Origin of the sequence: Blastococcus sp. URHD0036 (assembly GCF_000701365.1) — a bacterium.
Classification (GTDB): Bacteria; Actinomycetota; Actinomycetes; order Mycobacteriales; family Geodermatophilaceae; genus Trujillonella.
The window spans coordinates 1-25,666 of record NZ_KL370778.1; the positions used below are offsets into that span (position 1 = coordinate 1).

Genomic DNA, 25,666 nt, shown 5'->3' on the forward strand with positions numbered 1-25,666 from the left:
CCGGCTGGGAGAACAGCCGCCTGGGCTACCCCGTCACCGACGAGGTCTGCGGCCTGCGCGACGGCGGCTGCTTCGTCCACTTCCAGGGCGGGTCCGTCTACTCCGGCGCGGGCTACGGACCACATGCGATCAACGGCGCCATCCGCGACGCGTGGGCACGCGCCGGCTGGGAGAACGGCCTCGGCTACCCCACCACAGACGAGGTCTGCGGCCTGCGCGAGGGCGGCTGCTTCCAGCACTTCGAACGGGGCTCGGTCTACTCGTCGCCCGGCACGGGAGCGCGCGCCGTCCTCAGCGACATCCGTGACCCGTGGGCCCGCGCCGGCTGGGAGAACGGCTTCGGCTACCCCACCACCGACCGGGTCTGCGGACTCCGCGAGGGCGGTTGCTTCCAGCACTTCCAGCGTGGGTCGGTCTACGTCAGCCCGGTCTACGGCGCCCACGCAGTGAGCGGCGTCATCCGTGACACCTGGGCTCGAGCGGGCTGGGAGAACGGCCTGGGTTACCCCACCAACGACGAATTCGTCCGGGGCGGCGCGCGCGTGCAGACCTTCCAGCGGGGTCGCGTGACGGTCGACCTGGCCACCGGGCGGGTCCAGGTCCTCTGATCCAGGCGGTGATGTGCGCTCGGGGCGTGTTCCGGCGACGGAACCCGCCCTGCGCGCACATCACCGCGGACGCTCAGGCGAAGGGGCGGCCGGTCAGCTGCTCGTACGCGGTGACGTAGCGCTCGCGGGTCGCGGCGACGACGTCGTCCGGGAGCTCCGGCGGCGGCGAGACGCGGTCCCAGCCCGACGTCGTCAGCCAGTCGCGGACGTACTGCTTGTCGAACGACGGCTGCGCCGCACCCGGCGACCAGGTGATCGCCGGCCAGAACCGCGAGGAGTCCGGCGTCAGCACCTCGTCCCCCAGGGTCAGCTGCCCCTCGGTCGAGGTCCCGAACTCGAACTTGGTGTCCGCCAGCACGATCCCGGCCTCGAGCGCGATCTCCGCTCCGCGCCGGTAGAGCGCCAGCGTGAGCTCGCGCAGCTCCGCGGCCCGCGGCGGACCGACCAGCGTCTCCACCGTCGCGAAGTCGATCGCCTCGTCGTGCTCGCCGACCTCGGCCTTCGTGGACGGCGTGAACACCGGCTCCGGCAGCCGCGAGCCCTCGACCAGCCCCGCCGGCAGCGCGACGTCGCGGATCGCGCCGGTGCGCTGGTACTCGACCGTGCCGGAGCCGGAGAGGTAGCCGCGGGCCACGCACTCGACCGGCAGCATGTCCAGCCGCCGCACGAGCATGGCGCGGCCCGCGACCTCGGCGGGCACGTCGGAGGCGCTGACCAGGTGGTGCGTCGCGCCGAACTCCGTCAGCACCGGCGTCAGCTGCGCGAACCACCACACGCTCAGCGCCGTGAGCACCCGCCCCTTGTCCGGGATCGGCGTCGGCAGCACGTGGTCGTAGGCCGAGATCCGGTCCGAGGCCACGAGCAGCAGCCGGTCGGAGCCGGCGTCGTAGACCTCGCGCACCTTGCCCCGGGCGACGAGCGGCAGGTCCGGCATCAGGTGAGAGCCGCGACGCGCTCGAACAGCGGGTCCAGCGACTCGACGTAGCGCTCCGGCCGGCAGATCTCGTCCAGCCGTGCCTCGTCGAGGGTCACCCCGGCGGCAGCCGCACGGGACCGCAGCGTCTCGCGGAACGGCGTCCCGGTGTTCCAGGTCTCCATCGCCGCACCCTGCACGAGCGCGTAGGAGTCCTCCCGCGACAGGCCGCTCTCCACGACCTCCAGCAGCACCGACGACGTGTAGATCAGCCCGCCGGTCAGGTCGAGGTTGTCGCGCATCCGCTGCACGTCGACGACCAGGTTCTCCACCAGGCCGGTGGTCAGGTGCAGCAGGTAGTCGGTGGTGATCGCCGCGTCCGGCAGGAAGACCCGCTCGGTCGAGGAGTGGGAGATGTCCCGCTCGTGCCACAGCGGGATGCCCTCCATGACCGGGACGACGGCGGCGCGCACCACCCGCGCGAGCCCGGCGATCCGCTCCGAGCGGATGGGGTTCTTCTTGTGCGGCATGGCGCTGGAGCCCTTCTGGCCCGAGCCGAAGGCCTCCGACAGCTCCCGCACCTCGGTGCGCTGGCCGTGCCGCACCTCGAGGGCGACCGTCTCGCAGACGGTCGCGATGATCGCCAGCGCCGCGATCCACTCGCTGATCGAGTCCCGCAGCACGACCTGGGTGGAGGCATCGGCCGCCTTCAGGTCCAGCGCCTGCGCGACCGTCACCTCGACCGACGGGTCGATCAGCGAGTAGGTGCCCACCGCCCCGGAGATGGCGACGACGCCGACCCGCTCCCGGGCGGCCCGCAGCCGGTCGCGGGAGCGCGCGGCGGCGAACGCGATGTCGGCGACACGGTGGCCCCAGACGTCCGGCTCGGCGTGCACGCCGTGGGTGCGGCCGACCTTGATCGTGGCGCGGTGGGCCAGCGCGTGGTCACGGAGGACGGCGACGAAGCGGTCCATGCGGGCCAGCAGCAGGTCGGTCGCCTCGGTGAGCTGCACCGCGAGCGCGGTGTCGAGCAGGTCCGACGACGTCATCCCGTGGTGCACGTAGGCCGCCGCCGAGCGGGGCTCGGTGTTGTCGGCCCACGCCGAGAGGAAGGCGATGACGTCGTGCTGCGTCGTCTCCTCGATCTCGGCGACGCGTGCCGCGGTGGGCGGCGGCGCGTTGCGCACGGGCTCGACGACGTCGGCGGGCACCCGGCCGGCGGCCGCGTGCGCCTCCAGGACCAGGGTCTCCACGCGGCACCAGAGCTCGTACTTGTGCTCGTCGCTCCAGACCCGGCCCATCTCGGGCAGCGTGTAGCGGTCGATCATGCGGGTACCCGCCGCATCCGGTCAGCTCGGAGATCCACGGGGGCATCCTCCCGCAGCGCTAGCGTGATCATCGACGCCCCCCACTCGCCGGCCGGAGATACGCGATGCTGAAACGCGCGAGCCACCTCGCCGGCCGTGCCCGTGAGCGCATCCGCGCCGCCGGTGAAGCCGATCCGCACGGCTGGCACCGCCACCACGCCGACCACCCCGATGCCGCGCCCGAGGCCGGCCTCGATGACGCCGCCGACGAGGCCGACGAGGCCGACGACGACGTCCAGGGCGCCCCGGGTCCCCCGCTCGGCAGCCCCGAGCCCGGTGCTCCCGACCTGGACGGGCCGATCGGGCCCGGCGGCGTCAGCGGCCCGCCCGGCGACCGACCGCCGCGGGACCGGCGTCGCCCGCGCCGTCCGGTGGGCGACGACAGCGTGCCCAGCGGCCTGCGCACCGCCGCGGCCTGGTCGTGGCGGCTCATCGTCGTGCTGGTCGGTGCCTACGTGCTCCTCTACGCCGCGGCGTACGTGGCGGTCGTCGTCGTGCCGGTCATCGTGGCGCTCCTGCTCGCCGCGCTGCTGCAGCCGGGCGCCGCCGCGCTCGTCCGCCGCGGCTGGCCGCACGCCCTCGCGGCGTTCGCGATGCTGCTGGTCGGGCTGGGTGTCGTGGCCGGGATCATCACGCTGGTCGTCAACCGGTTCATCGACGGCTTCGCCGACCTCTCCGAGCAGGTCACCGCCGGTCTCGAGCAGGTGCGCGACTACGTCGTCGACACCTTCCCGGTCACCGAGCGGCAGCTCGACGACGCCATCGAGCAGGCGCAGGGGTTCTTCACCGGCAACTCCGACGAGCTGGCCTCGGGCGCGATCGACACCGCGGCAACGGTCGGCGAGGTGTTCACCGGCATCGTGCTCGCGCTGTTCACGCTCTTCTTCTTCCTCAAGGACGGCCGCTCCATCTGGCTGTGGCTGGTCGGCCTGTTCCCCTCCGACGCCCGTGCCTACGTGGACGAGGCCGCCCGCCGCGCCTGGCGGACGCTGATCTCCTACACCCGGGCCACCGTCATCGTGGCGCTGGTCGACGCGATCGGCATCGGCGTCGGCCTGGCGATCCTGGGGGTGCCGCTGGTCATCCCGCTGTCGGCGCTGGTGTTCCTCGGCGCCTTCATCCCGATCATCGGGTCGTTCCTGGCCGGCTCGGTCGCGGTGCTGGTCGCGCTGGTGTCCGTGGGCCCGGTCAAGGCGCTGATCGCCCTGGCCGTCGTCATCCTCGTCATGCAGGTGGAGGGGCACATCCTCCAGCCGCTGCTGTTGGGCCGGGCGGTCCACGTGCACCCGCTGGCGGTCGTGCTCGCCATCGCCTCCGGCCTGCTGATCGCCGGGATCTTCGGGGCGCTCATCGCCGTCCCGATCGTCGCCTGCGCGAACGTCGCCGGCACCTACCTGGCCCGCCGCAACGACGGCCCGCGGCCGCCCGAACCCCGGCCCGACCGCGGGAAGCCGGCCGTGGGGATCAGAGGGTGATGCGACCCTCGACGGCGGCCAGCGCGATGTCGGTCCGCCAGTGCGCCCCGGCCAGCCGCACCCCGGCCACCCGCTCGTAGGCGGTCTGCCGGGCGGCGGCGAGGTCCGCCCCGGTCGCCGTCACCGCCAGGACCCGGCCGCCGGCCGACCGCACGGTCCCGTCCGCGTCGGCGGCGGTCCCGGCGTGCAGCACACCCTCGCCGTCGGCCCCGGTGACCGGGTCACCCGTGCGCGGCCGCTCGGGATAGCCCGCGGCGGCCACGACGACGGTCACGGCCGCTCCGGAGCGCCAGCGGAGCGGCGGGTGGTCGGCCAGCGCCCCGGTGGCCGCCGCGTGCAGCAGCCCGCCGAGGGGCGTCTCCAGCAGCGGCAGCACGACCTGGGTCTCCGGGTCGCCGAAGCGGGCGTTGAACTCCACCACCCGGATGCCGCGCGAGGTGAGCGCGAGGCCGGCGTACAGCAGCCCGGAGAAGGACTCGCCACGTCGGGCCATCTCGTCGACGGTCGGCTGGAGCACCGTGGCCAGCACCTCGTCGACCAGTCCGGACGGCGCCCAGGGCAGCGGGGCGTAGGCGCCCATCCCGCCGGTGTTGGGGCCGGCGTCGCCGTCGTCGCGGCGCTTGTGGTCCTGGGCGGGCACCAGCGGCAGCACCGTCGTCCCGTCGGTGACGGCGAACAGGGAGACCTCCGGGCCGTCGAGGTACTCCTCGACGAGCACCGCACCGCCGGCCTCGAGCACCCGGTGCCCGTGCGCGACGGCCTCCTCGCGGGACGTGGTGACGACGACGCCCTTGCCCGCGGCCAGCCCGTCGTCCTTCACCACGTAGGGCGCGCCCGGGACCAGCGCCGCTGCCTCGTCCAGCGCCGTCTCCAGCTCCGCGGGCCCGCCGACCGGCCAGGCGCGGGCCGTCGGCACGCCGGCCGCGGTCATCACGTGCTTGGCGAAGGACTTGCTGCCCTCGATCTGCGCGGCCTGCGCCGACGGCCCGAAGCAGGCGATGCCCGCCTCTCGGACGGCGTCCGCCGCCCCCGCGACCAGCGGCACCTCGGGCCCGATCACCACGAGGTCCGCACCCCAGCTCGTGGCCAGTGCGGCGACGGCCACCGGGTCGGCTCCGTCGAGCGGCACCGCCTCGGCGATCGACCGCGTGCCGGCGTTGCCCGGCGCGCAGGCCAGGGCGGTCACCGCAGGGTCGGACTGCAGAGCCACGCACAGGGCGTGCTCCCGGGCACCGGAGCCGATCACGAGCACGCGCACGGACGGCGACCCTACCGACGGCATCGATCCGGTCACGTCCCTGGCCGACCCAGCCGGCGGGGGACCACCATCGCGGCCATGCCCACCTCGACGCACCGGGCCCCGGCCATCTGGTCCGGCGTCGCCCTCCTGCTGGCCCTGGTCGCCGTGGTCCTGACCGTGTCGACCCCGGCCGACGCCGGCGCGAACATCGGCGCCGGGATGGTGGTGCTCCTCGCGATGTCCGCCTCGTTCGTCACCGCCGTGCTGCTGGTGGGCACCGGGCAGCGCGGCGCGCGCCTGGCGGCGGCGGGGGCCGCGCTCGCGTGGGTGGCCTACTTCGCACTGGCGGTGGACGACACCGGCCCGCGCTGGCCGGCCGCCGCGCTGATCGCCGTCGCGGTCCTCGTCCCGGCCGGCTGGTGCCTGCGCGTCCTCACCGGGCGCGACCCGCGCTGAGCGTCAGCGCTTCTGGCTGGGCTGCGCGCGCAGCGACTTGTGCAGGGCCCGCACGCGGGAGTGCTCGGCGGCCCGGGCGCGGGCGTCGGTGCGCAGCGCCTGGCGGTGCACCTCCGCCTGGAGCTTCCGCCAGCCCCGGAGCCGGCCCTCGTCGAGGAGGCCCTCGGCGACGGCCGCCGACACCGCGCAGCCGGGCTCCGCGCCGTGCGAGCAGTCGCGGAACCGGCAGGAGGAGGCGAACTCGGCGACGTCGGCGTACGCGGTGTCGATCCCCTCGTCGCCGGGGAGGCCGAGCTCGCGCATGCCGGGGGTGTCGATCAGCAGGCCGCCGCCGGGCAGCCGGTGCAGCTCGCGGGCGGTCGTGGTGTGCCGCCCCCGGCGGTCGGCCTCGCGCACCTCGCCGGTCGCGGCCACCTCCCCGCCGAGCAGCGCGTTCACCAGGCTGGACTTGCCGACCCCGGAAGGCCCGACGAGCGCCCCGGTGCGGCCGGCACCGAGCCGTTCCGCCAGCGCCCCGACCCCGGCTCCGGTCACCGCGCTGACCGCGAGCACCTCGGCCCCGGGCACGGCACCGGCCAGCTCGGCCAGCGCCGCCGGCACGTCGTCGCAGAGGTCGGCCTTGGTCAGGACGACGACCGGCGTGGCCCCGCTCCCCCACGCCACCGCGAGGTAGCGCTCGATCCGGCGGAGACGGGCCGGACCGTCCAGGGCGTCGACCACGAACACCACGTCGAGGTTCGCCGCGACGACCTGGAGGGCGGACGTCCGCCCGGCCGCGGTCCGCGTGAACGCCGTCCGCCGGGGCAGCAGGGCGACGGCCACGTCGCTCCGCAGCGCGACCCAGTCGCCCACGGCGGGACCCGTGCCTTCGCGCAGCAGGGGGGCCGGGTGCACGCGGCGCTCCCCACCGGGGGCGACCACGGTCAGCAGCCCCCGGTCCACCTTCGCGACGCGGGCCGGCACCGTCCCCGGCGGGACGTCGGCCGCCCGGGCGCCGTCCCAACCGAGGTCCACGAGATCCGTCACGGCGGCGATCGTGGGCCCCGGGCACCTCGGGTGTCCCCTCCTTTTCCGTGAGGCCGGGGTCAAGTTCCCGCGTTCGACGGCCGACACAGGGGTATGGATCGGTCGTCGAAACGCGACTTCCGTCACAGCCGTCCCGCTCGTGAGGCCGTGACCTGCGCGTCTGTCGAATCGTGCGGGAAACGCCGTGCGGCGTTCGCCGCGACGTCACTTCGGTGGGGTGTGCTGGAGACATGCACGCGACCGTGTCGCAGGCAATCAGTCCTGTGACCCGCAGCCCCCGTCCCGTGATCGTCGGCCACCGTGGTGCCCCGGGCTATCGCCCCGAGCACACCGCGGCCAGCTACGAGCTCGCGATCGACCTCGGCGCCGACATGATCGAGCCCGACGTCGTGGTCACCCGTGACGGCGCCCTCGTCGTCCGGCACGAGAACGAGCTGTCCCGGACCACCGACATCTCCGTGCGACCCGAGTTCGCCGACCGCCGCACCACCCGCAGGGTGGGCGACAAGGAGCGCACCGGCTGGTTCGCCGAGGACCTCACCCTCGCCGAGATCCGGACGCTGCGGGCGATGGAGCGCATGCCGGACATGCGCCCGCTCAACACCGCCTACGACCGGCAGTTCGGCATCATGACCCTGGCCGAGGTCGTGGAGCTGGCCCGGCGCCGCTCCACGCCCGCGCGGCCCATCCGGGTCCTGGCCGAGCTGAAGAAGCCCAGCTGGTCGGCCGAGAACGGGCTGCCGATGGCCGAGCTGGTCGCCGCGGAGCTGCGCCGCCTCGACGCCGTCTCCGCCGACGGGACCGTGATCGTGCAGTCCTTCGACGCCCCCGGGCTGCGGGACCTGCGCGCCCTGCTCGGCGACGACGGCCCGACGATGTTCCAGCTCGTCGACGACGTCCCCGAGGACGACGCGCTCACCACGAACGCCGGCCTGCGCGGGATCTCGACCTACGCCCAGGGCATCGCGCCCAGCCGGCACCGGATCCTGCCGCGCGACGCCGAGGGGTACCTGACCGAGGTGACCGACCTCGTCGCCCGGGCGCACCGGGCCGGGCTGTCGGTCGTGCCGTGGACGCTGCGCGCCGAGAACCTGTTCCTCCCGCGGCACCTGCAGCGCGGCGACGACCCGTCGGCCCTCGGCGACGCCGCCGGCGAGGCCAGGCTGCTGCTGGGCCTGGGCGTGGACGGTCTGATCACCGACCACCCCGAGATCGCCGTCGCCGTCCGCGCCGAGCTCAGCTCCGTCCCCGCCCGCGTCTAGTGGCGTGCGGGAGGCGAGCTTTCCTCGCCTCCCGCACTCCACTCAGCCGAGGAGGTCGTGGACGACGACGTTCTCGTCGCGGCCGGGACCCACGCCGATCACGCTGATCCGCGCACCGGAGAGCTCCTCCAGCCGCCGCACGTAGGTCTGCGCGTTCGCCGGCAGCTCGTCGAACGTCCGGCAGTGCCGGATGTCCTCGAACCAGCCCGGCATCTCCTCGTAGACCGGCGTCGCGTGGTGGAAGTCGGTCTGCGTCATCGGCATCTCGTCGTGCCGCACGCCGTCGATGTCGTACGCGACGCAGATCGGCACCGTCTCCAGGCCGGAGAGGACGTCGAGCTTGGTCAGGAAGTAGTCGGTGATGCCGTTGACCCGGCTGGCGTAGCGGGCGATGACGGCGTCGAACCAGCCGCAGCGGCGGTCCCGGCCGGTGGTCACGCCGACCTCGCCGCCCTGCTTGCGCAGGTACTCGCCGTTCGCGTCGTGCAGCTCGGTCGGGAAGGGCCCCGAGCCCACGCGGGTCGTGTACGCCTTGAGGATGCCCACCACCCGCTCGATGCGGGTGGGGCCGATCCCACTGCCCACGGCCGCGCCACCGGCGGTCGGGTTGGACGACGTCACGAACGGATACGTGCCGTGGTCGACGTCGAGCAGCGTGCCCTGCGACCCCTCCAGCAGCACCCACTCGCCGGCGTCGAGGACGTTGCCGAGCAGGAGCCGGGTGTCGGCGATCCGGTGCTTCAGGATCTCCGCGTAGCCGGAGTACTCCTCGACGACCTCGTCCACGTCGATGGCCTTGCGGTTGTAGACCTTGACCAGGATCTGGTTCTTCTCCTGGAGGGTCCCCTCGAGCTTCTGCCGCAGGATCGACAGGTCGAGCAGATCGGCCACGCGGATGCCGGTGCGGGCGACCTTGTCGCCGTAGGCGGGGCCGATGCCGCGGCCGGTGGTGCCGATCTTCCGCTTGCCCAGGAAGCGCTCGGTGACTTTGTCGAGGGCCCGGTGGTGCGGCATGATCAAGTGCGCGTCGGCCGAGATCACCAGCCGCGAGGTGTCGACCCCGCGCTCCTCCAGCCCGGTGAGCTCCCGGATGAGGACCTCCGGGTCGACCACGACGCCGTTGCCGATCACCGGGGTGCAGCCGGGCGTCAGGATCCCGGAGGGGATCAGGTGCAGCGCGTAGCGCTCACCGTCGGGGGTGATCACGGTGTGGCCGGCGTTGTTGCCGCCCTGGTAGCGGACCACGTAGGGGACGCGGCCACCGAGCAGGTCGGTCGCCTTGCCCTTGCCCTCGTCGCCCCACTGGGCACCGATCAGCACGACAGCCGGCATCGCTCGTCAGATCCCCTCGATCATCGGCACCGGCGGAACCGGCTCAGCAGGTGGCAGGGTAATCGCATGCCTGCGCACGACGTGGACCTGCGCGGCCTCGCGCCCGACGAGGCCCCCTCCCGCGACGCCGTCGCCGGCGTGACCGACGTGCCGTCGGTGCTCGTCCGCGGCCCCGTCCCGGCGCTGGCGGGCGTGCTCGCCGCCCTCAACGCCGCCTCCCGGACGGCGGACGTCGTCGTCTCCTGGGAGCCGGCCGACGACAAGCTCTCCCGCGGGCTGGCGCGCGACCTCGGCATCGGGACCGGCGCCGAGCGGGAGATGACGCTGTACCGCGACGACCACGGCGGGGTCCTGCTGCACTCCGGCCGGGTGGAGCCGGCCGACGACGGTCGGCGGAGCCTGCTCTCCCGGCGGCTGGGCGCGCAGGCCCACCACGACAACGCCAAGGTCGCCGACGGCATGATCAGCCGGGTCACCGCCCGCCCGGACTGGCAGGCGGTGGACACGCTGCGCGTGACGGTCGTCGTGCAGCCGCTGCGCCCCCCGCGGCTCTCCCGCGGCCGCGCGCTGCAGATCGCCTGCGACCCCGCGCGCGTGGTCCGCGACGGCGTCCCCTACGCCCGGCCGGTCAGCCGCTGGACCTGGTACGCCGACGACCGGGTGCGCTGGCGCCTGGCGCCCTAGGCGGGCGCCGGCTGCGCGCCGCGGACGAGCCGGCCCGGCAGCTCCCCGGTCGGCTCGCCGTCGCGACGGGTCACCGCTCCGCCGGCGACGGTGACGACGTAGCCGTCGGCCTGCTGCCGCAGGCGTCGTCCGCCGGCCGGCAGGTCGTGCACGACGCTCGGCCGGTGCAGGTGCAGCCGCTCGAGGTCGATCACGTTCAGGTCCGCCCGGTAGCCGGGTGCGAGGCGTCCGCGGTCGGCCAGGCCGACGGCGCGGGCGGGCACGTCGGAGAGCTCGGCGACCGCCCGCGACAGGTCCATCCGCCGCTCGCCGCGGGGCTGCTGCACCCAGTCCTGGAGCAGCGAGGTCGGGTAGCTGGAGTCGCAGACGAGCCCGTAGTGCGCACCGCCGTCCCCCAGGCCGAGGACGGTGGCCGGGTGCTCGGCCATCGTCCGCGCGTCGTCGAGGGTGCCCCGGGCGTAGTTGCCGCTCGGGCAGAACAGCACGGTGCGGCCCTCGTCGGCCAGCAGGAGGTCGTAGACGTACTCCAGCGGGCGGACCCCCAGCCGGGCGGCCCGGCGGCCGATCGTCTGCTCCGGATCGGGCTCGTAGTCCGGCGGGTCGCCCATGACGTGGGCCTCCACGTAGCGCCCGGCCATGTGCAGCAGGAAGGGGTTGGGGTCCGCCGGCTCCTCGGCGAGCAGCCGCGCCCGCACCTCCGGCTGCCGCATCGCCGCGACCTTCTCCGCCAGCGGCAGGTCCAGCAGGGGCCGGAAACCCGGGCTGAGCGCGAACGGGTGGATCGACAGGTCGAGGCCGAACAGGAAGCCGATCGGACGCGGGAAGACCTGTCCGCGGATCGGCAGGCCGTCGGCCGCCGCCTCCTCGAGCAGGTCCAGGTAGGTGCGCCACTTGTCCGGCTCGCCGTTGATCTGGAAGAGGGAGAACGACAGCGGGCGGCCCGACGCCGCGGCCAGCCGCCGCATGAGCGCGACCTCGACCTCGGCCGGGGACTCGACCGACGGCATCAGCTGGAACACACCGGTGCCGGCGTCGCGCAGCCCCGCGGCCAGGGCCAGGAGCTCCCGCTCCTCGGAGCCGATGCTCGGCGCCTGCTCCCCGGCCCGGGTGCGGTGGTGGATGCTCCGCGACGTCGTCACGCCCAGCGCCCCGGCGCGCACCGCCTCCGCGACGAGCCCGCGCATGGCGGCCAGGTCGCCGTCGGTCGGCACCTCCCGTGCGGCCCCCCGCTCGCCCATCACGTAGACCCGGACGGCGGAGTGCGGCACCTGCGCGGCCAGGTCGACGTCGAGCCGGCGCGACGCCAGGACGTCGAGGAACTCGGGGAAGGTCTCCCAGGTCCAGGGGAGCCCCGCCGTCATCACCACCTCGGGGATGTCCTCGACGCCCTCCATCAGCTCGACGAGCAGGTCGTGCTGGTCCGGCCGGCACGGGGCGAAGCCGACGCCGCAGTTGCCGGTGACGACGGTCGTGACGCCGTGCTGCGAGGAGGGGGTCATCCGCTCCTCCCACGTGGCCTGGCCGTCGTAGTGGGTGTGGATGTCGACGAAGCCCGGCGTGACCACCGCGCCGTCGGCGTCGATCTCCTCCGTGCCGCGGCCGGGGACCCGGCCCACCGCGACGATGCGGCCGGCGGCCACGGCCACGTCTCCACGGACGGCGGGCGCTCCGGTCCCGTCGACGATCCGCCCACCCCGCACGACCAGGTCATACTCGGCCATCGCGTCGCCTCCGCGTCCGGGCGCAGCCGGCGGCCGGTCGCCGTCTGCAGGTGCATAGATGACAAGGATGGGCCGATGCCTGTCAAGGCCGGGCCCCGGCGCCGCCCATGATCAGCCGGGTGTGGACACTGGTGGCACCCCGCTCCCGAGGAGGCCCCGCTGCCGTCGTCCCCGTACCGGTTCCCGTGACCGCCGGCCGGCTACCGGGGTCCAGGGCCGCCACCGCCGTTCCCCGCGGTCCCGGTCGTCGCCTGCTCGACCGCACCGTCGCGCGGCCGAGCACCGCCGCGTGGGTCGGGCTGCTCGCCGTGACGGTGTTCTTCGGGGTCCAGGCGCCGGACCTGCTGACCCCGGCCGGCGTGGCCGGAGTGCTCGACACCGCCGCGCTGCTGGGCATCGGCGCGCTGGCCGTCGGCCTGCTGCTGATCGCCGGTCACATCGACCTCTCGACGGGCATGGTCGCCGTCGCGAGCGCGCTGGCCACGGGGCTGCTGGTGACCGAGGCCGGATGGGGCATCTGGCCGGCTCTGGCGGCCTCCCTCGCCGGCTCGCTCCTGGTCGGGCTGCTCAACGGGTGGCTGGTGGTCCGCACCGGACTGCCCAGCTTCCTGGTCACCCTGGCGGCCTTCCTCGTCCTGGAGGGCGCCGCGTTCGCGCTGACCCGGGCGATCGCCGGCACCACCGTCATCCAGGGCCTGGACCAGGCGCCGGGCTGGTCCTCGGCCCGGACCGTCTTCGACTCCAGCGTGGAGTGGGACGACGCGTTCTTCCGCATCTCGGTGCTGTGGTGGCTCGGGCTCGTCGCGCTCGCCTCGTGGGCGCTCTGGCGGACCGCGCTGGGGAACGCGATCTTCGCCGTCGGCGGCGCCCGGCGGGCCGCCCGGGAGCTCGGCGTCCCGGTGCGCCGCACCACCCTGACCCTGTTCTGCGGCACGGCCGCGGCCGGCTGGCTCGTCGGCACGCTCGGCCTGGTCCGCATCACAACCGCCTCGGGCGACGCCTCGCTGATGCCGTCGATCGAGTTCCTCGTCGCCGCGGTCATCGGCGGCTGCCTGCTCACCGGGGGCTACGGCTCGGCGGTCGGGACCGCCGTGGGGGCGCTCATCTACGGCGTCGCTCGGTTCGGGATCACGCTCGCCGGCTGGGACCCGCTGTGGTTCCAGGCCTTCCTCGGGATGCTGCTGCTCGTGGCCCTCCTCGCCAACGGCATCGTGCGGACCCGGCTGCGCGCGGTGCCGCGCTCGTGACCGGCCCGGAGGGCACACCGGCCGCGGCGGTGCTCGAGCTGCGCCGGGTGACCGTGCGCTACGGGACCGTCGCGGCACTGTCCCGGGTGACCGCGGCGTTCGTCCCGGGCACCATCAGCTGCGTCCTCGGCGAGAACGGCTCGGGCAAGTCCACCCTGGTGGAGGTGCTCTCGGGGCTGACCCGCCCGCAGGAGGGCGAGCTGCTGCTCGACGGCCGCCCCGCGCGGTGGCGGTCGCCGCGCGACGCCCGGGCGAACGGCGTCGCGACCGTCTGGAACGACCTCTCCGTCGCGCCGCTGCTGTCGGTGTGGCGGAACTTCTGCCTCGGCGCCGAACCCACCGCCGGCATCGGGCCGCTGCGCCGCCTCGACCGCGCCGCGGCCCGCGAGATCACCGTGCGGGAGCTGGCCACGGTGGGCCTCACCGGGGTCGACCCCGACCAGCCGGCGAGCACGCTGCGCCCGGGCGAGCGGCAGAGCCTGGCCATCGCCCGCGCCCTCCACTTCGGGTCGCGCGCCCTCGTCGTCGACGAGCCGATCGCGCCGCGCAGCGTCGCCGGTGCCACCCAGGCCGGCCAGGCGCTGCTCGCGGCCCGGGCCCGCGGGCTGGCGGTCGTGCTGGTGACCGCCAACCCGCGCTATGCCCACCTGGTCGGGGACCGCTTCCTGCTGCTGGCCGGTGGCCAGGTGGCCGGCGACCTCACCCGCGAGGACGTCGACGCCGACAGCCTGACCCGCCTCATGGCCGGCGACGACGAGCTGTCGGCGCTGAGCGAGACGGTCCGCCGCACGCACCCCGAGAGGTGATCAGCCGGCCCCGGCGACCCGAGGGGTCAGGGGGCCAGCGAGGGGTCGCAGTCCCGCAGAAGCTGGGTGCAGCGCTCCTGCTCGTCGGTCTCGCCGATGGCCTCGGCCGCCCGCGCGAGGACGGTGACGCAGCGCAGGAAGCCGCGGTTGGGCTCGTGCGCCCACGGCACCGGGCCGAAGCCCTTCCAGCCGTTGCGGCGCAGCGCGTCGAGCCCGCGGTGGTAGCCGGTGCGGGCGTAGGCGTAGGCCTCGATCGTGTCGCGGAGCTGCCGCTCCTGCCGGTCGATCGACTCCTCGGCGAGGGCGGCCCAGGCGGCGCTGAACGTGGGGTGGTGCGCCGCCACCTCGGCCGCCGGGACGCCGTCGGCGAGCTCGCGCTCGGCCTCGGGCGACGGCGGGAGCAGCGTCGCCGGCGGCTCGCCCAGCAGGTTCCCGTGCGAGTGCGTCATGCGCTGACCGACTGTCCGGCCGAGAGCAGGTCCTCGCACGCCGTCACGACGCGGGCGGCCATGTTGGTCTCGGCGGCCTTGAGGTAGCTCCGCGGGTCGTAGACCTTCTTGTTGCCGACCTCGCCGTCGATCTTCAGCACGCCGTCGTAGTTGCTCAGCATGTGCCCGGCGATCGGGCGGGTGAAGGCGTACTGGGTGTCGGTGTCGACGTTCATCTTCACGACGCCGTAGGACAGCGCCTCGCGGATCTCCGACTGCAGCGAGCCCGAGCCGCCGTGGAAGACGAAGTTGAACGGCTTGCTGCCCTCGGGCAGGCCCAGCTCGGCCGTGACGACCTCCTGGCCCTGCTTGAGGATCTCCGGCCGCAGCTTCACGTTGCCGGGCTTGTAGACGCCGTGCACGTTGCCGAAGGTCGCGGCCAGCAGGTAGACGCCCTTCTCGCCGAGTCCGAGCGACTTCGCGGTGGCGATGTAGTCACCGGGGGCGGTGTAGAGCTTGTCGTTGATGTCGTGGCTGACGCCGTCCTCCTCGCCGCCGACGACGCCGATCTCGATCTCCAGCACGATCTTCGCCGACGCGCACTTCTCGATGAGCTCCTCGGCGATCTGCAGGTTCTCGTCGAGGTCGACGGCCGAGCCGTCCCACATGTGCGACTGGAACAGCGGCGCCTGACCGGCGTCCACGCGGTCCTGGGACAGCGCGATCAGCGGCCGGACGTAGCTGTCCAGCTTGTCCTTCGGGCAGTGGTCGGTGTGCAACGCGACGTTGACCGGGTAGCGCTCGGCGACGACGTGGGCGAACTCGGCGAGCGCGACCGCCCCGGTCACCATGTCCTTGACCTTGGTGCCCGAGCCGAACTCGGCACCGCCGGTGGAGAACTGGATGATCCCGTCGCTCCCGGCGTCGGCGAACCCGCGCAGCGCCGCGTTGATCGTCTCGGAGGAGGTGCAGTTGATCGCCGGGTAGGCGAAGCCGCCCTCCTTGGCCCGGCTGATCATGTCGGCGTAGACCTCGGGGGTCGCGATGGGCATGCGGGGGGACTCCTCCACTCGGCGGACGGGCTCCGGCCAGTATCGCGCCCCCCGCAGCAGGGGTGACAGTGCGGAGGGCTCCGGTCCCCCGGCAGGCTGACGCGCCCCGGCTCAGCCCTGCTCGATCCGGCTGGAGACCCGGGCCGCCACGAGCACCGGGTCGTAGGTGGGCGAGAACGGCGGCGCGTACGACAGGTCGGACCCCGCCAGCTCCTCCGCGGTGAGCCCGGCCCAGATCGCGGTGGCGAACACGTCGATCCGCTTGCCGCTGCCCGGGCCGCCGACGATCTGCGCACCGAGCAGCAGCCCGGACCCCCGCTCGCTGATCAGCTTGACGGTGATCTCCTCGGCGCCCGGGTAGTAGCCCGCCCGCGTCGTCCCCTCGACGACCTCGGCGCGGGCGTCGTACCCGGCCCGCTCGGCCGCGACCGAGCTCAGTCCGGTCAGCCCGATCTCGGTCTCCCCCACCTTCGTCACCGCGGTGCCGAGCACCCCGGCGAACCGCGCCGGCCGTCCGCCGATCACCGAGCCCGCGACCCGCCCCTGCTTGTTGGCGTGGGTGCCCAGCGCGATGTGCACCGCCTCGCCGGTGATCCGGGAGTACGTCTGCGAGCAGTCGCCGGCGGCGAACACCTCCGGGTGCCCGGTGCAGCGCTGCGACCGGTCGACCTCGACCGCCCCGGTGGGGCCCAGCTGCAGGCCCGACTCCCGCGCGAGGGTCACCTCCGGGCCCATGCCCAGCCCGAGGACGACGAGGTCGGTCTCGTAGGAGCCGTCGTCGGTGCGCACGGCGCGGACGACGCCGTCGGCATCGGTCTCGACCTCCCGGACCGGCTCCCCCGGGTGGACGTCGATGCCCATGGCACCCATGGCCGAGCACACCCGCTCCCCCATGTCGGGGTCGAGCTGCGCCATGGGCAGGGGGTCGGCGAGGACGACGGTCACCGCCAGCCCGCGCGCGTGCAGCACCTCGGCCATCTCCAGGCCGATGTAGCCACCGCCCAGGACGACGGCCCGCTCGGCGCCGGCCGCGATCCCGGCACGGATGTCGGCGCCGTCGCCCAGCCGGTGCACCCCGTGCACGCCGACGGCGTCCAGCCCCGGGATCGGCGGACGGGTCGGCCGGCCGCCGGTGGCCACCACCAGCCGGTCGTAGCCGAGCACGTCGCCGGCCGACGTGCTGACCGTGCCGGCCACCAGGTCGATCGCCTCGGCGCGGGTGTGCATCCGGACGTCGATGTCCTGCGCGGCGAACTCGTGCGGCGTCCGGGCGATCAGCCGGTCCCGGTCGGTCACGACGTCGCCGACCCAGTAGGGGATGCCGCACGCGGAGTACGACACGTCCGGCCCCTGCTCCAGCACGGTGATGTCGAGGTCGTCGGGGCGCAGCCGCCGGGCCTGGGCCGCCGCGGACATCCCCGCGGCGTCACCCCCGATGACGAGCAGGCGGTCTCGGCTCATGCGGCTCAGGGTGTCAGGCGGCGCAGCACCTTGCCGGGGTTGAGCAGGCCGGACGGGTCCAGCGCGTCCTTGATCGACCGGTGCACCTCCAGCGACACCGGGCCGATCTCGCGCTCCAGCCAGTCGACCTTGAGCGAGCCGACGCCGTGCTCGCCGGTGATCGTGCCGCCCAGCGAGAGCCCCAGCTCGAGGATGTCGTCGAAGGCGGCGAAGGCCCGCTCGCGCTGGGCGGCGTCGGCCGGGTCGAACACGATCGTCGGGTGCATGTTGCCGTCGCCGGCGTGCCCGACGACGCCGATCGTGAGTTCGCGGCGGGCGGCGATCGCGTCGCAGCCGTCGAGGAACGTGGCGATCGCGGAGCGGGGCACGGCCACGTCGTCGATGAGCGTGCTGCCCAGCTGTTCCAGCGCGGGGAGCGCCATCCGCCGGGCGGCCAGCAGCAGATCACCCTCGGCCGGGTCGTCGGTGGTGTGCACGAGGTCGGCGCCGGCCTCGCGGCACAGCGCCGCCAGGGCCTCGATCTCGGCGAGCGCGGCGGCTCCACCGGTGTCGGACTGCGCGACCAGCAGCGCGTGCGCGCCGCGGTCGAGGTCGGCGTGCAGCAGGTCGTCCACAGCGCAGATGCAGGTGTTGTCCATGACCTCCAGCAGGCTCGGCACCAGCCCCGTGGTCACCACCCGCTCGACGACCTGGCCGGTCTGCGCGGTGGTGCCGAAGGTGGCCACGAGGGTGACCGGCCGCTGCGGGGCGGGCCGCAGCGCGAGGGTGGCCTCGGTGATGACGCCGAGCGTGCCCTCCGAGCCCACGAAGAGCCGCGCGAGGTCGTAGCCGGCCACGCCCTTGACCGTGCGCCGGCCGGTCCGCAGCACCCGCCCGTCGGCGAGCACGACCTCCAGGCCGAGGACGTAGTCGGTGGTGACGCCGTACTTGACGCAGCACAGCCCGCCGGAGTTCGTGCTGAGGTTCCCGCCGATCGTGCACCAGTCGTAGCTCGACGGGTCGGGCGGATAGAAGAGCCCGTGCGCGGCGACGGCGTCCCGCAGCTGCTTGTTGACGACCCCCGGCTGGACGACGGCGAGCCGGTCGGCCGGGGACACCTCGAGGACGGCGTCCATCCGGGTCATGACCAGCGTGATGGCGCCGTCGACGGCGTTGCTGGCCCCGGCGAGTCCCGAGCCGGCACCGCGCGGCACGACCGGGACGCCGTGCCGGTGCGCCACCCGCATGACCGCGACGACGTCGGCCGTCGAACGAGGGAGGACCACCGCGGCGGGGGTGCCGGCCGCGGCGAGCATCGCCTGGTCACGGGCGTAGGCAGCGGTGACGTCCGGGTCCGTGAGGACACTGCCGGACCCGAGCGCGTCGGTCAGCTCGGCGGCCCACGCCGTCGCGAGAGTGGTCACCGTCACACCGTACGGCGGCTACTCCAGGCCGAGGTCGGCGAGCGTGTAGGCGGCGCGGTACTCCAGGCCGGCCTCCTCGACGGCGGCGCGGCCGCCGCGGTCGACGATCACGGCGACGGCGACCGGCTCGGCGCCGGCCTCGCGGAGCGCCTCGACGGCGGTGAGCGGGCTGCCGCCGGTGGTCGAGACGTCCTCCACGACGAGCACGGCGCGGCCCTCGACGTCCGGACCCTCGATCCGCCGCTGCAGGCCGTGCGCCTTGCCGGCCTTGCGCACCACGCAGGCGTCGAGGAAGCCCTCGCCCTGGGCGGCGGCGTGCAGCATCGCCGTGGCCACCGGATCCGCGCCCAGCGTGAGCCCGCCGACGACGTCGTAGCGCAGGTCGCCGGTCAGCTGCCGCATCACGCGGCCGACCAGCGGGGCGCCCTCGTGGTGCAGCGTCAGGCGGCGCATGTCGATGTACCAGTCGGCCTCGCGCCCGGAGGAGAGCGTCACCTTCCCGTGGACGACGGCGAGCTCGACGATGAGCTCGAGCAGGCGGTCGCGGTCGGGCAGGGATGCGGGTGCCGTCATGGCATCGGACCCTACTGAGGACGACGATGCGGCCATGCGCTCTCCCCGGATCCGCCTGGCCGCAGCCGCCGGCCCCCTCGCCGCCGCGGTGCTGGGAGGGCTCGCGACCGATCCCGGCAGCTCCTGGTTCCGGTCCTTGGACAAGCCGGCCTGGTACCCGCCTCCACAGACCTTCGGCATCGTCTGGACCGGCCTCTACGCCGGCACCGCCTGGGCCGCGGGCGAGGTGCTGGTCCGGTCGCCCGACCGCCGTCCCTTCGCCCGCGCGTACGCACTCAACATGGTGCTCAACGCCGGCTGGACGCCGGTGTTCTTCCGGGCCCACCGGCCCTGGGCGGCCGCCGCCGAGGCGGCCGTGCTGACCGTGTCCACCGCCGACCTGGTCCGCCGCGCCCGTCGGGTGAGCCGCCCGGCGGCCGCCGTCCTCGCGCCGTACGCGGCCTGGACGGCGTTCGCCACCGCCCTGTCGACGGCCATCGCCCGCCGCAACCGGGGCTGAGACGCACGTCGGCCCGGCCCCCCGAGGGGAGCCGGGCCGTCGCACGGAGGTCGATCAGCCGGCGGCGGGCGCCAGGACCTGGTCGATGATGTAGACGGTCGCGTTCGCCGTCTGCACGTTGCCGCAGATGACCGACGCCTGGGTGCCGGTGATCGTGCCGTCGATGGTGAAGTCCTCGCCCGAGCCGGCGATGGTCACCTGGTCGCCGTTCACCGTGGTGTGCGTCCCGGCCAGCTCCTGCGGGGTCAGGCGACCCGGGATGACGTGGTGGGTCAGGATCGCGGTCAGCTGGGCGTTGTCGGCGAGGACGGCGTTGAGCGCGTCGGCCGGGATGGCCTCGAACGCCGGGTTGGCCGGGGCCAGCACCGTGATGTCGTCGGTGGTGTTCAGCGTGTCGCCCAGGTTCGCGGCGGTGACCGCCTGCACCAGCGTCGACAGGGCCGGGTTGTTGCTGGCCGCGGTCGCGACCGGGTCGTCGGTCATGCCGGCGAAGCTGCCCTCGCCGTCGGCCGGGACCGCGGTGCACCCGGCACCGAAGGGCTCCTCGGACATCGAGTCGGCCGAGGGGGAGCTGCTCTCCATGCTGCTGTCGGAGCTGCTGCTCGACGAGCTGCTGTCCGAGGCGGTGTCGTCGCTGTCGTCGGAGCCGCAGGCGGCCATGCTCAGGGTGAGGGCCGACGCGGCCGCCAGCATCACGCCGCGGGTCAGGGTGCTCTTCACGAGGTGCTCCATCTCTTCCGGTGCGGCGCCGGGGTCACGGGCGCCGCGGGTCAGGTGGTGCTCCCCGGCCCGTTGGCTGGGCCGGGAGGTACGTCGCCGGCCAGGTGGCCGGGGACGGGTTCGGGGTCCGGGTGGACGACGCCTCAGGAGGCGGTCACCCGGATGGAGTGCAGTCCGGTGGCGCCGGACGGGAACGGTGTCGCGCGGTCGGCGGTCTGCACGTCGCCGTCGGCCGCCGTGGCGCGGACGGTGAGCTGGTAGCTGCCGGGGCTGAAGTCGTGGGGCAGCACCCACTGCCGCCAGAGGTCGGCGTCGACCTCGGGGGCGAGCTCGGCCTGGACCCAGTCGCCGTCGTCGACCTGGACCTCCACACGGGCGATGCCGCGGGTCTGGGCCCACGCCACGCCGGCGATCGGCCGCCGGCCGGCGGGGAAGCGGCGCAGCGCGGCCGGGGTGTCGATCCGGGAGGCCACCTTGATCGGCCCCTCCTGGGCCCACTCGCGCTCGACCCAGTAGGCGTCGAAGGCGTCGAAGGTCGTCGCCTCGATCCCCACGAGCCACTTGCAGGCGGAGACGTAGCCGTAGAGCCCGGGGATGATCATCCGGACCGGGAAGCCGTGCTCGATGGGCAGCGGCTCGCCGTTCATGCCGATGGCGAGCATCGCGTCCTCCACCTGGAGGGCCGAGCGGGTGGGGGCGCCGATCGTCATGCCGTCGCTGGACCGGCAGACCAGCTGCGTGGAGTCGCCGGAGACGCCGTTCTCGCGCAGGAACGCACCCAGCGGGACGCCGATCCAGCGTGCGGTGCCGGCGAGCCGGCCCCCGACCTCGTTGGAGACGCAGGTGAGCGTGATGTCCCGCTCGATCAGGTCGTCCCGGTCGTAGAGGTCCTGGAGCGAGAAGGTGGCCCGCTGGTCGAAGGACCCGGTCAGCTTCAGCTGGTAGTCCGACGGCCGGATCTGCGGCACGCTGATCGCGGTGTCGACCCGGTAGAAGTCGGAGTTGCGGGTCATGAGGGGCGTGACGCCGTCGACCGTCTCGGCCAGGTCCGCGCCGGCCGGGAGCCGGGGGGCCGGCGAGGCGGGCGTGGGCAGCGTCAGGTCGGCGCGCGCCTCGCTGACGTCGAAGCGGCGCTGCAGCAGGTATCCCCCGCCACCGGTGACGGCCGCGACACCCACGGCCGCGCCGCCGGCGAGGAAGAACCCGCGCCGGTCCAGGCCCTTGCGGTCGCCCGAGTTGCCCAGCGCCTCACGGAGCCGGTTCACGGCGCCCTCGGCGCCGCTGCCGACGGCGTGGCGGGCGCCGGCCTCGGTGGCGTCCGCCGGCGGCGTCGAGAGGGGCAGGACCGGGATCCCGGTCAGCGGGCGCAGCAGGAACAGCAGGGCCACGATCCCGGCGGCCGCGCCGACGACCGACGGCAGCCAGGCCAGGTCCTCCGCGGCCGGGCGGGACGCGGCGGCGAGACCGCCGAGCACACCGAACAACGCCACGCCGAGGACGCCGACCACCCGCCACCGCAGCGAGAGGAGGCCGATCACCAGGGCGTAGACGGCGACGACGGCGAAGACGCCGGCGACGAGCGCGATCTTGTCGTTCTCGCCGAAGGTGCGGATGGCGTAGGACTTCAGCGACTCGGGCACCTTGGTGATGACCGTGTCGCCGACCGCGATGACCGGCGCCGTCGAGGGGCCGGTGGCGGCCGAGACGAGCTGGGCGACACCCAGCGCGACAGCGGCGGCCAGCAGGCCGGCGAGGGCCGCGAACAGACGGCGCAGCCAGCGGCCGTCCCGGCCGCGGGGCCCGGAGTCGGCGGCGGGCGCTGGAGCCTGCTCGGTGGTGGTCACGCCAGGTCTTCGCCCCGGGAGGCCGTTCTGGTTCATCACGTTTCGGTCACGGCGCCTGGACCCGCCCGGCGCCCGGACTCAGCGGGTGACCGAGCGCCGCCAGCGCTCGTGCCGGTACCACTCCGAGGACACCTTCTGGGCCAGCGCGACGACCCCTGCGATGAGCAGCAGGAGCCGGAACACCGACAGCGTGTTCACGAAGCCGTCGTAGGAGACCCCGCCGCCACCGGCCAGACCGGCCAGCCCGCCCACGATGCCGAACCCACCGACGACGAAGAGCACGATGCGCGCCCAGTTCCGCCCGTTCCAGGCGAACCAGATGAAGAGGAAGTAGAGGGCGACGGACAGCAGGCCCGCGACGATGCCCACGACGGCGAAGGCCTCGGCGACCTCTCGTGCGACCCGGGCGTCGTCCCCGGAGACGTTCGCGTCGGCGATCGCCCGGTCGACGACCTCGTCGTAGTCGCCGATGGTCGCGATGCTGGCGATCAGCCCCAGGATCGCGCCGGCCAGGAAGGCGCCGACACCGATCCGCACGGCCTGGGGCCGCTCCATGGGCGCGGGCGGCGGGGCACCCCAGCCGGGGGCCGCCCAGGGGGCCGGCGGGTAGCCGTACGGGGGCTGCTGTCCGTAGGGGGGTTGCTGTCCGTACGGAGGCTGCTGCCACCCCTGCTGCTCGGGACCGTCCTGCCCTGCCGCCATGTCCACTCCCGCGCCGCGCCGATGTCGCGCCCTGATCATGGACGATCCCGGCCGGGACGACGACGCAGCGCCGTCCCGGCCGGGTCCCGCTCAGGCGCGGCGGACGACCAGCCCCTCGACGGACAGGTCCGCCGGGGCGTCGACGAGGACCTCGTCGCCGTCGCGGATCTCGCCGGCCAGCAGCGCCCGGGCGAGCTGGTCGCCGATCGCCGACTGCACCAGCCGGCGCAGCGGGCGGGCGCCGTAGACCGGGTCGAACCCGTTGAGCGCCAGCCACTCGCGGGCGGCGTCGGTGACGGTGAGCGTCAGCCGGCGGCCGGCCAGCCGCCGGGCCAGGACGCCGACCTGGATGTCGACGATCCCGGTCAGCTCCTCGCTGCCCAGTGCGCGGAACACGACGACGTCGTCCAGCCGGTTGAGGAACTCGGGCTTGAAGTGCCCGCGCACGACCTGCATGACCGCCTCGCGGCGCCGGTCCTCGGCCACCGACTGGTCGGCGATCAGCTGCGAGCCGAGGTTCGACGTCAGGATCAGGATCGTGTTCCGGAAGTCGACGGTGCGGCCCTGGCCGTCGGTGAGCCGGCCGTCGTCGAGCACCTGGAGCAGGACGTCGAAGACGTCGGGGTGGGCCTTTTCCACCTCGTCCAGCAGGACGACGGTGTAGGGCCGGCGCCGCACGGCCTCGGTGAGCTGACCACCGGCCTCGTAGCCGACGTAGCCGGGCGGGGCGCCGAACAGCCGGGCCACCGAGTGCTTCTCGGAGTACTCGCTCATGTCGACGCGGACCATCGCCCGCTCGTCGTCGAACAGGAACTCCGCCAGCGCCTTGGCCAGCTCGGTCTTGCCGACGCCGGTCGGGCCGAGGAACAGGAACGAGCCGGTGGGCCGGTCGGGGTCGGCCACGCCGGAGCGCGCGCGGCGCACGGCGTCGGAGACCGCCCGGACCGCGTCGGGCTGGCCGACGACCCGCGTGGCGAGCTCGTCCTCCATCCGCAGCAGCTTCTGGGTCTCGCCCTCGAGCAGCCGCCCGGCCGGGATGCCGGTCCAGGCCTGCACGACCTCGGCGATGTCGTCGGGGCCGACCTCCTCCTTGAGCATCGAGTCGCCGGTCTCGACCGACGCCTCGGCCTCGGTGAGCGCCTTCTGCAGCTGGGGGACGCGCCCGTAGCGGAGCTCGGCGACGTGGGCGAGGTCGCCGTCGCGCTCGGCCCGCTCGGCCTCGCTGCGGACCCGCTCCAGCTCCTCCTTGATCTGCTGGATGCGGACGATCGCGCTCTTGTCCTGCTGCCAGCGCGCGGTCAGCTCGTCGAGCTCCTGCCGCCGGTTGGCCAGGTCCTCGCGCAGCGCCTCGAGGCGGGCGACCGAGGAAGGGTCGTCCTCCTTGGCCAGCGCCATCTCCTCGATCTCCATCCGGCGGACGGCGCGCTCGACCTCGTCGACCTCGACCGGCCGGCTGTCGATCTCCATCCGGAGCCGGCTGGCGGCCTCGTCGACCAGGTCGATGGCCTTGTCCGGCAGGAAGCGGGCCGTGACGTACCGGTCCGACAGGGTGGCGGCGGCGACGATGGCGGTGTCGGTGATGCGCACGCCGTGGTGCACCTCGTAGCGCTCCTTGAGCCCGCGGAGGATGCCGATGGTGTCCTCGACGGAGGGCTCGCCGACCAGCACCTGCTGGAAGCGGCGCTCCAGCGCCGGGTCCTTCTCGATGTGCTCGCGGTACTCGTCGAGGGTCGTGGCGCCGACCATCCGCAGCTCACCGCGGGCGAGCATCGGCTTGATCATGTTGCCCGCGTCCATCGCGGACTCGCCGGTCGCGCCGGCGCCGACGATGGTGTGCAGCTCGTCGATGAAGGTGATCACCTGGCCCTCGGCCTCGGTGATCTCCTGCAGCACGGCCTTGAGCCGCTCCTCGAACTCGCCGCGGTACTTGGCGCCGGCCACCATCGCGGCCAGGTCGAGCGCCATGAGCCGCTTGCCCTTGAGGCTCTCCGGCACGTCGCCGGCGACGATCCGCTGGGCCAGGCCCTCGACGATCGCGGTCTTGCCGACGCCGGGCTCGCCGATGAGCACCGGGTTGTTCTTGGTCCGGCGGCTGAGCACCTGGACCACGCGGCGGATCTCGGTGTCGCGGCCGATGACCGGGTCGATCTTCCCCTCGCGGGCGCGCTCGGTGAGGTCGACGGCGAACTTCTCCAGCGCCTGGAAGGTGCTCTCCGGGTCGGCGGTGGTGACCTTGCGGTTGCCGCGCACCGTCCGGAAGGCGGCCAGCAGGGCCTCGCGCGTCGCGCCGGCACCGGTCAGCACGGCCGCGGCCTCGCCGTCGGAACCGGCGAGCCCGACCAGGAGGTGCTCGGTCGAGATGAACTCGTCGCCCAGCGCGCTCGCCTGCTCCCCCGCCGCGTTCAGCACGCGCAGGAACTCGCGCGACGGCGCGGGGGCGGGCACGGTCGCGCCGCTGACGCTGGGCAGCCGGCGGACGGCGGCCTCGGCCTTGGCCCGCACGTCGGCGGCGTCGGCGCCGGTGGCCTGGAGCAGGGGTCCGGCGATGCCGTCGGACTGCTCGAGGAGGGCGACCAGCAGGTGGAGGGGCTCCAGCGCGGCCTGGCCACGGTCGACGGCCAGCCGCTGGGCGGCCGTCACGGCCTCCTGCGAACGGGTGGTGAGCTTGCTCTGCGCCATCGGGAGCGGGGGTTCCTCTCACTGTCCGGGGCCGGGTCTCCGGCCGGGTCGATCGGTCCAACGTGCGCAATGTTGAGTCTGTTCCACTCAACCTCGCTGCGTCCACCGGCCGCGCCCTCGAGGTGTGAGCTGTGACCCACGTCTCGGTGACCACCTGCATCCGGTCAG

General features: G+C 74.2%; 23 protein-coding genes. 8 read left to right on the forward strand and 15 right to left on the reverse strand.

All coding sequences use genetic code 11. The features are described 5' to 3' along the window. Positions 1-608: LGFP repeat-containing protein (locus N555_RS0123715; RefSeq protein ID WP_029433975.1), on the forward strand; the 608-nt coding region annotated here is incomplete at its 5' end. A gap of 73 nt (positions 609-681) precedes the next feature. Here the strand turns inward: N555_RS0123715 and N555_RS0123720 are convergent. Both N555_RS0123720 and purB read right to left on the reverse strand, forming a co-directional pair. After that, positions 682-1,542 carry a phosphoribosylaminoimidazolesuccinocarboxamide synthase gene (locus tag N555_RS0123720; RefSeq protein WP_029433976.1) on the reverse strand — a complete coding sequence of 287 codons (861 nt, stop codon included), beginning with the start codon at positions 1,540-1,542 and terminating at the stop codon, positions 682-684. Further along, complete coding sequence (purB, locus tag N555_RS0123725) at positions 1,542-2,849, reverse strand: adenylosuccinate lyase (protein WP_029433977.1); 1,308 nt, start codon at positions 2,847-2,849, stop codon at positions 1,542-1,544. The genes N555_RS0123720 and purB overlap by 1 nt, the downstream gene beginning before the upstream one ends. A gap of 104 nt (positions 2,850-2,953) precedes the next feature. On the opposite strand from purB, the gene N555_RS0123730 reads away from it, so the two are divergent. Next, entirely contained in the window at positions 2,954-4,363 is a 1,410-nt protein-coding gene (locus tag N555_RS0123730) for an AI-2E family transporter (protein ID WP_029433978.1), read from the forward strand. Here N555_RS0123730 and purD read toward each other — a convergent pair. Next, positions 4,353-5,621, reverse strand: a complete 1,269-nt coding sequence (gene purD, locus N555_RS0123735) for a phosphoribosylamine--glycine ligase (protein ID WP_029433979.1) — start codon at positions 5,619-5,621, stop codon at positions 4,353-4,355. The two genes, N555_RS0123730 and purD, sit on opposite strands and share 11 nt — an antisense overlap. 78 nt (positions 5,622-5,699) lie before the next feature. Between purD and N555_RS0123740 the strand changes: the two genes are divergently transcribed. Further along, the gene (locus tag N555_RS0123740; protein ID WP_029433980.1) at positions 5,700-6,059 is read left to right on the forward strand and encodes a hypothetical protein; all 360 of its coding nucleotides are present in this window, start codon (positions 5,700-5,702) and stop codon (positions 6,057-6,059) included. 3 nt (positions 6,060-6,062) lie between these two features. On the opposite strand, the gene rsgA is transcribed toward N555_RS0123740, so the two are convergent. Then, complete coding sequence (rsgA, locus tag N555_RS0123745) at positions 6,063-7,085, reverse strand: ribosome small subunit-dependent GTPase A (protein WP_034512354.1); 1,023 nt, start codon at positions 7,083-7,085, stop codon at positions 6,063-6,065. A gap of 263 nt (positions 7,086-7,348) precedes the next feature. On the opposite strand from rsgA, the gene N555_RS0123750 reads away from it, so the two are divergent. Beyond that, the gene (locus N555_RS0123750) at positions 7,349-8,347 is read left to right on the forward strand and encodes a glycerophosphodiester phosphodiesterase family protein (protein ID WP_231503128.1); all 999 of its coding nucleotides are present in this window, start codon (positions 7,349-7,351) and stop codon (positions 8,345-8,347) included. Between the two features lie 42 nt (positions 8,348-8,389). Here the strand turns inward: N555_RS0123750 and N555_RS0123755 are convergent, their stop codons facing one another. Then, on the reverse strand, positions 8,390-9,679 hold the full coding sequence (locus tag N555_RS0123755) for an adenylosuccinate synthase (protein WP_029433983.1): 1,290 nt from the start codon (positions 9,677-9,679) through the stop codon (positions 8,390-8,392). Positions 9,680-9,745: 66 nt separating this feature from the next. On the opposite strand from N555_RS0123755, the gene N555_RS0123760 reads away from it, so the two are divergent. Beyond that, entirely contained in the window at positions 9,746-10,363 is a 618-nt protein-coding gene (locus N555_RS0123760; protein ID WP_029433984.1) for a hypothetical protein, read from the forward strand. Here the strand turns inward: N555_RS0123760 and N555_RS0123765 are convergent. Continuing rightward, positions 10,360-12,084, reverse strand: coding sequence for an N-acyl-D-amino-acid deacylase family protein (locus N555_RS0123765; protein ID WP_029433985.1), 1,725 nt, complete (start codon positions 12,082-12,084; stop codon positions 10,360-10,362). The genes N555_RS0123760 and N555_RS0123765 overlap by 4 nt on opposite strands. Before the next feature lie 185 nt (positions 12,085-12,269). On the opposite strand from N555_RS0123765, the gene N555_RS28495 reads away from it, so the two are divergent. Both N555_RS28495 and N555_RS28500 read left to right on the forward strand, forming a co-directional pair. Further along, positions 12,270-13,331 carry an ABC transporter permease gene (locus N555_RS28495; RefSeq protein WP_029433986.1) on the forward strand — a complete coding sequence of 354 codons (1,062 nt, stop codon included), beginning with the start codon at positions 12,270-12,272 and terminating at the stop codon, positions 13,329-13,331. Then, positions 13,328-14,137 (forward strand): ATP-binding cassette domain-containing protein, encoded by an 810-nt coding sequence (locus N555_RS28500; protein WP_029433987.1) that lies wholly within the window; start codon positions 13,328-13,330, stop codon positions 14,135-14,137. Before N555_RS28495 ends, N555_RS28500 begins: the two co-directional genes overlap by 4 nt. A 26-nt stretch (positions 14,138-14,163) precedes the next feature. On the opposite strand, the gene N555_RS0123780 is transcribed toward N555_RS28500, so the two are convergent. The 5 genes from N555_RS0123780 to pyrE form a co-directional block, all read right to left on the reverse strand. Further along, complete coding sequence (locus tag N555_RS0123780; protein WP_029433988.1) at positions 14,164-14,586, reverse strand: DUF3151 domain-containing protein; 423 nt, start codon at positions 14,584-14,586, stop codon at positions 14,164-14,166. Next, positions 14,583-15,617 (reverse strand): class II fructose-bisphosphate aldolase, encoded by a 1,035-nt coding sequence (gene fbaA, locus N555_RS0123785; RefSeq protein ID WP_029433989.1) that lies wholly within the window; start codon positions 15,615-15,617, stop codon positions 14,583-14,585. Before fbaA ends, N555_RS0123780 begins: the two co-directional genes overlap by 4 nt. 111 nt (positions 15,618-15,728) lie before the next feature. Then, complete coding sequence (locus N555_RS0123790) at positions 15,729-17,078, reverse strand: FAD-dependent oxidoreductase (protein WP_029433990.1); 1,350 nt, start codon at positions 17,076-17,078, stop codon at positions 15,729-15,731. A gap of 5 nt (positions 17,079-17,083) precedes the next feature. Beyond that, positions 17,084-18,481, reverse strand: coding sequence for an FAD-binding oxidoreductase (locus N555_RS0123795; protein ID WP_081866484.1), 1,398 nt, complete (start codon positions 18,479-18,481; stop codon positions 17,084-17,086). An 18-nt stretch (positions 18,482-18,499) separates the two neighbouring features. Continuing rightward, entirely contained in the window at positions 18,500-19,054 is a 555-nt protein-coding gene (gene pyrE, locus N555_RS0123800) for an orotate phosphoribosyltransferase (protein WP_197029137.1), read from the reverse strand. Between the two features lie 34 nt (positions 19,055-19,088). On the opposite strand from pyrE, the gene N555_RS0123805 reads away from it, so the two are divergent. Further along, positions 19,089-19,553, forward strand: a complete 465-nt coding sequence (locus tag N555_RS0123805) for a TspO/MBR family protein (protein ID WP_029433993.1) — start codon at positions 19,089-19,091, stop codon at positions 19,551-19,553. Between the two features lie 54 nt (positions 19,554-19,607). Here the strand turns inward: N555_RS0123805 and N555_RS0123810 are convergent, their stop codons facing one another. From N555_RS0123810 to clpB, 4 genes are all read right to left on the reverse strand, one after another. Then, on the reverse strand, positions 19,608-20,273 hold the full coding sequence (locus N555_RS0123810; RefSeq protein ID WP_231503130.1) for a fasciclin domain-containing protein: 666 nt from the start codon (positions 20,271-20,273) through the stop codon (positions 19,608-19,610). A gap of 143 nt (positions 20,274-20,416) precedes the next feature. Next, positions 20,417-22,117, reverse strand: a complete 1,701-nt coding sequence (locus N555_RS0123815; protein WP_051684422.1) for a molybdopterin-dependent oxidoreductase — start codon at positions 22,115-22,117, stop codon at positions 20,417-20,419. 78 nt (positions 22,118-22,195) lie between these two features. Further along, positions 22,196-22,819, reverse strand: a complete 624-nt coding sequence (locus N555_RS28075; RefSeq protein WP_156036514.1) for a hypothetical protein — start codon at positions 22,817-22,819, stop codon at positions 22,196-22,198. A gap of 90 nt (positions 22,820-22,909) precedes the next feature. Further along, on the reverse strand, positions 22,910-25,498 hold the full coding sequence (clpB, locus tag N555_RS0123825) for an ATP-dependent chaperone ClpB (protein WP_029433997.1): 2,589 nt from the start codon (positions 25,496-25,498) through the stop codon (positions 22,910-22,912). Between the last annotated feature and the right edge of the window lie 168 nt (positions 25,499-25,666).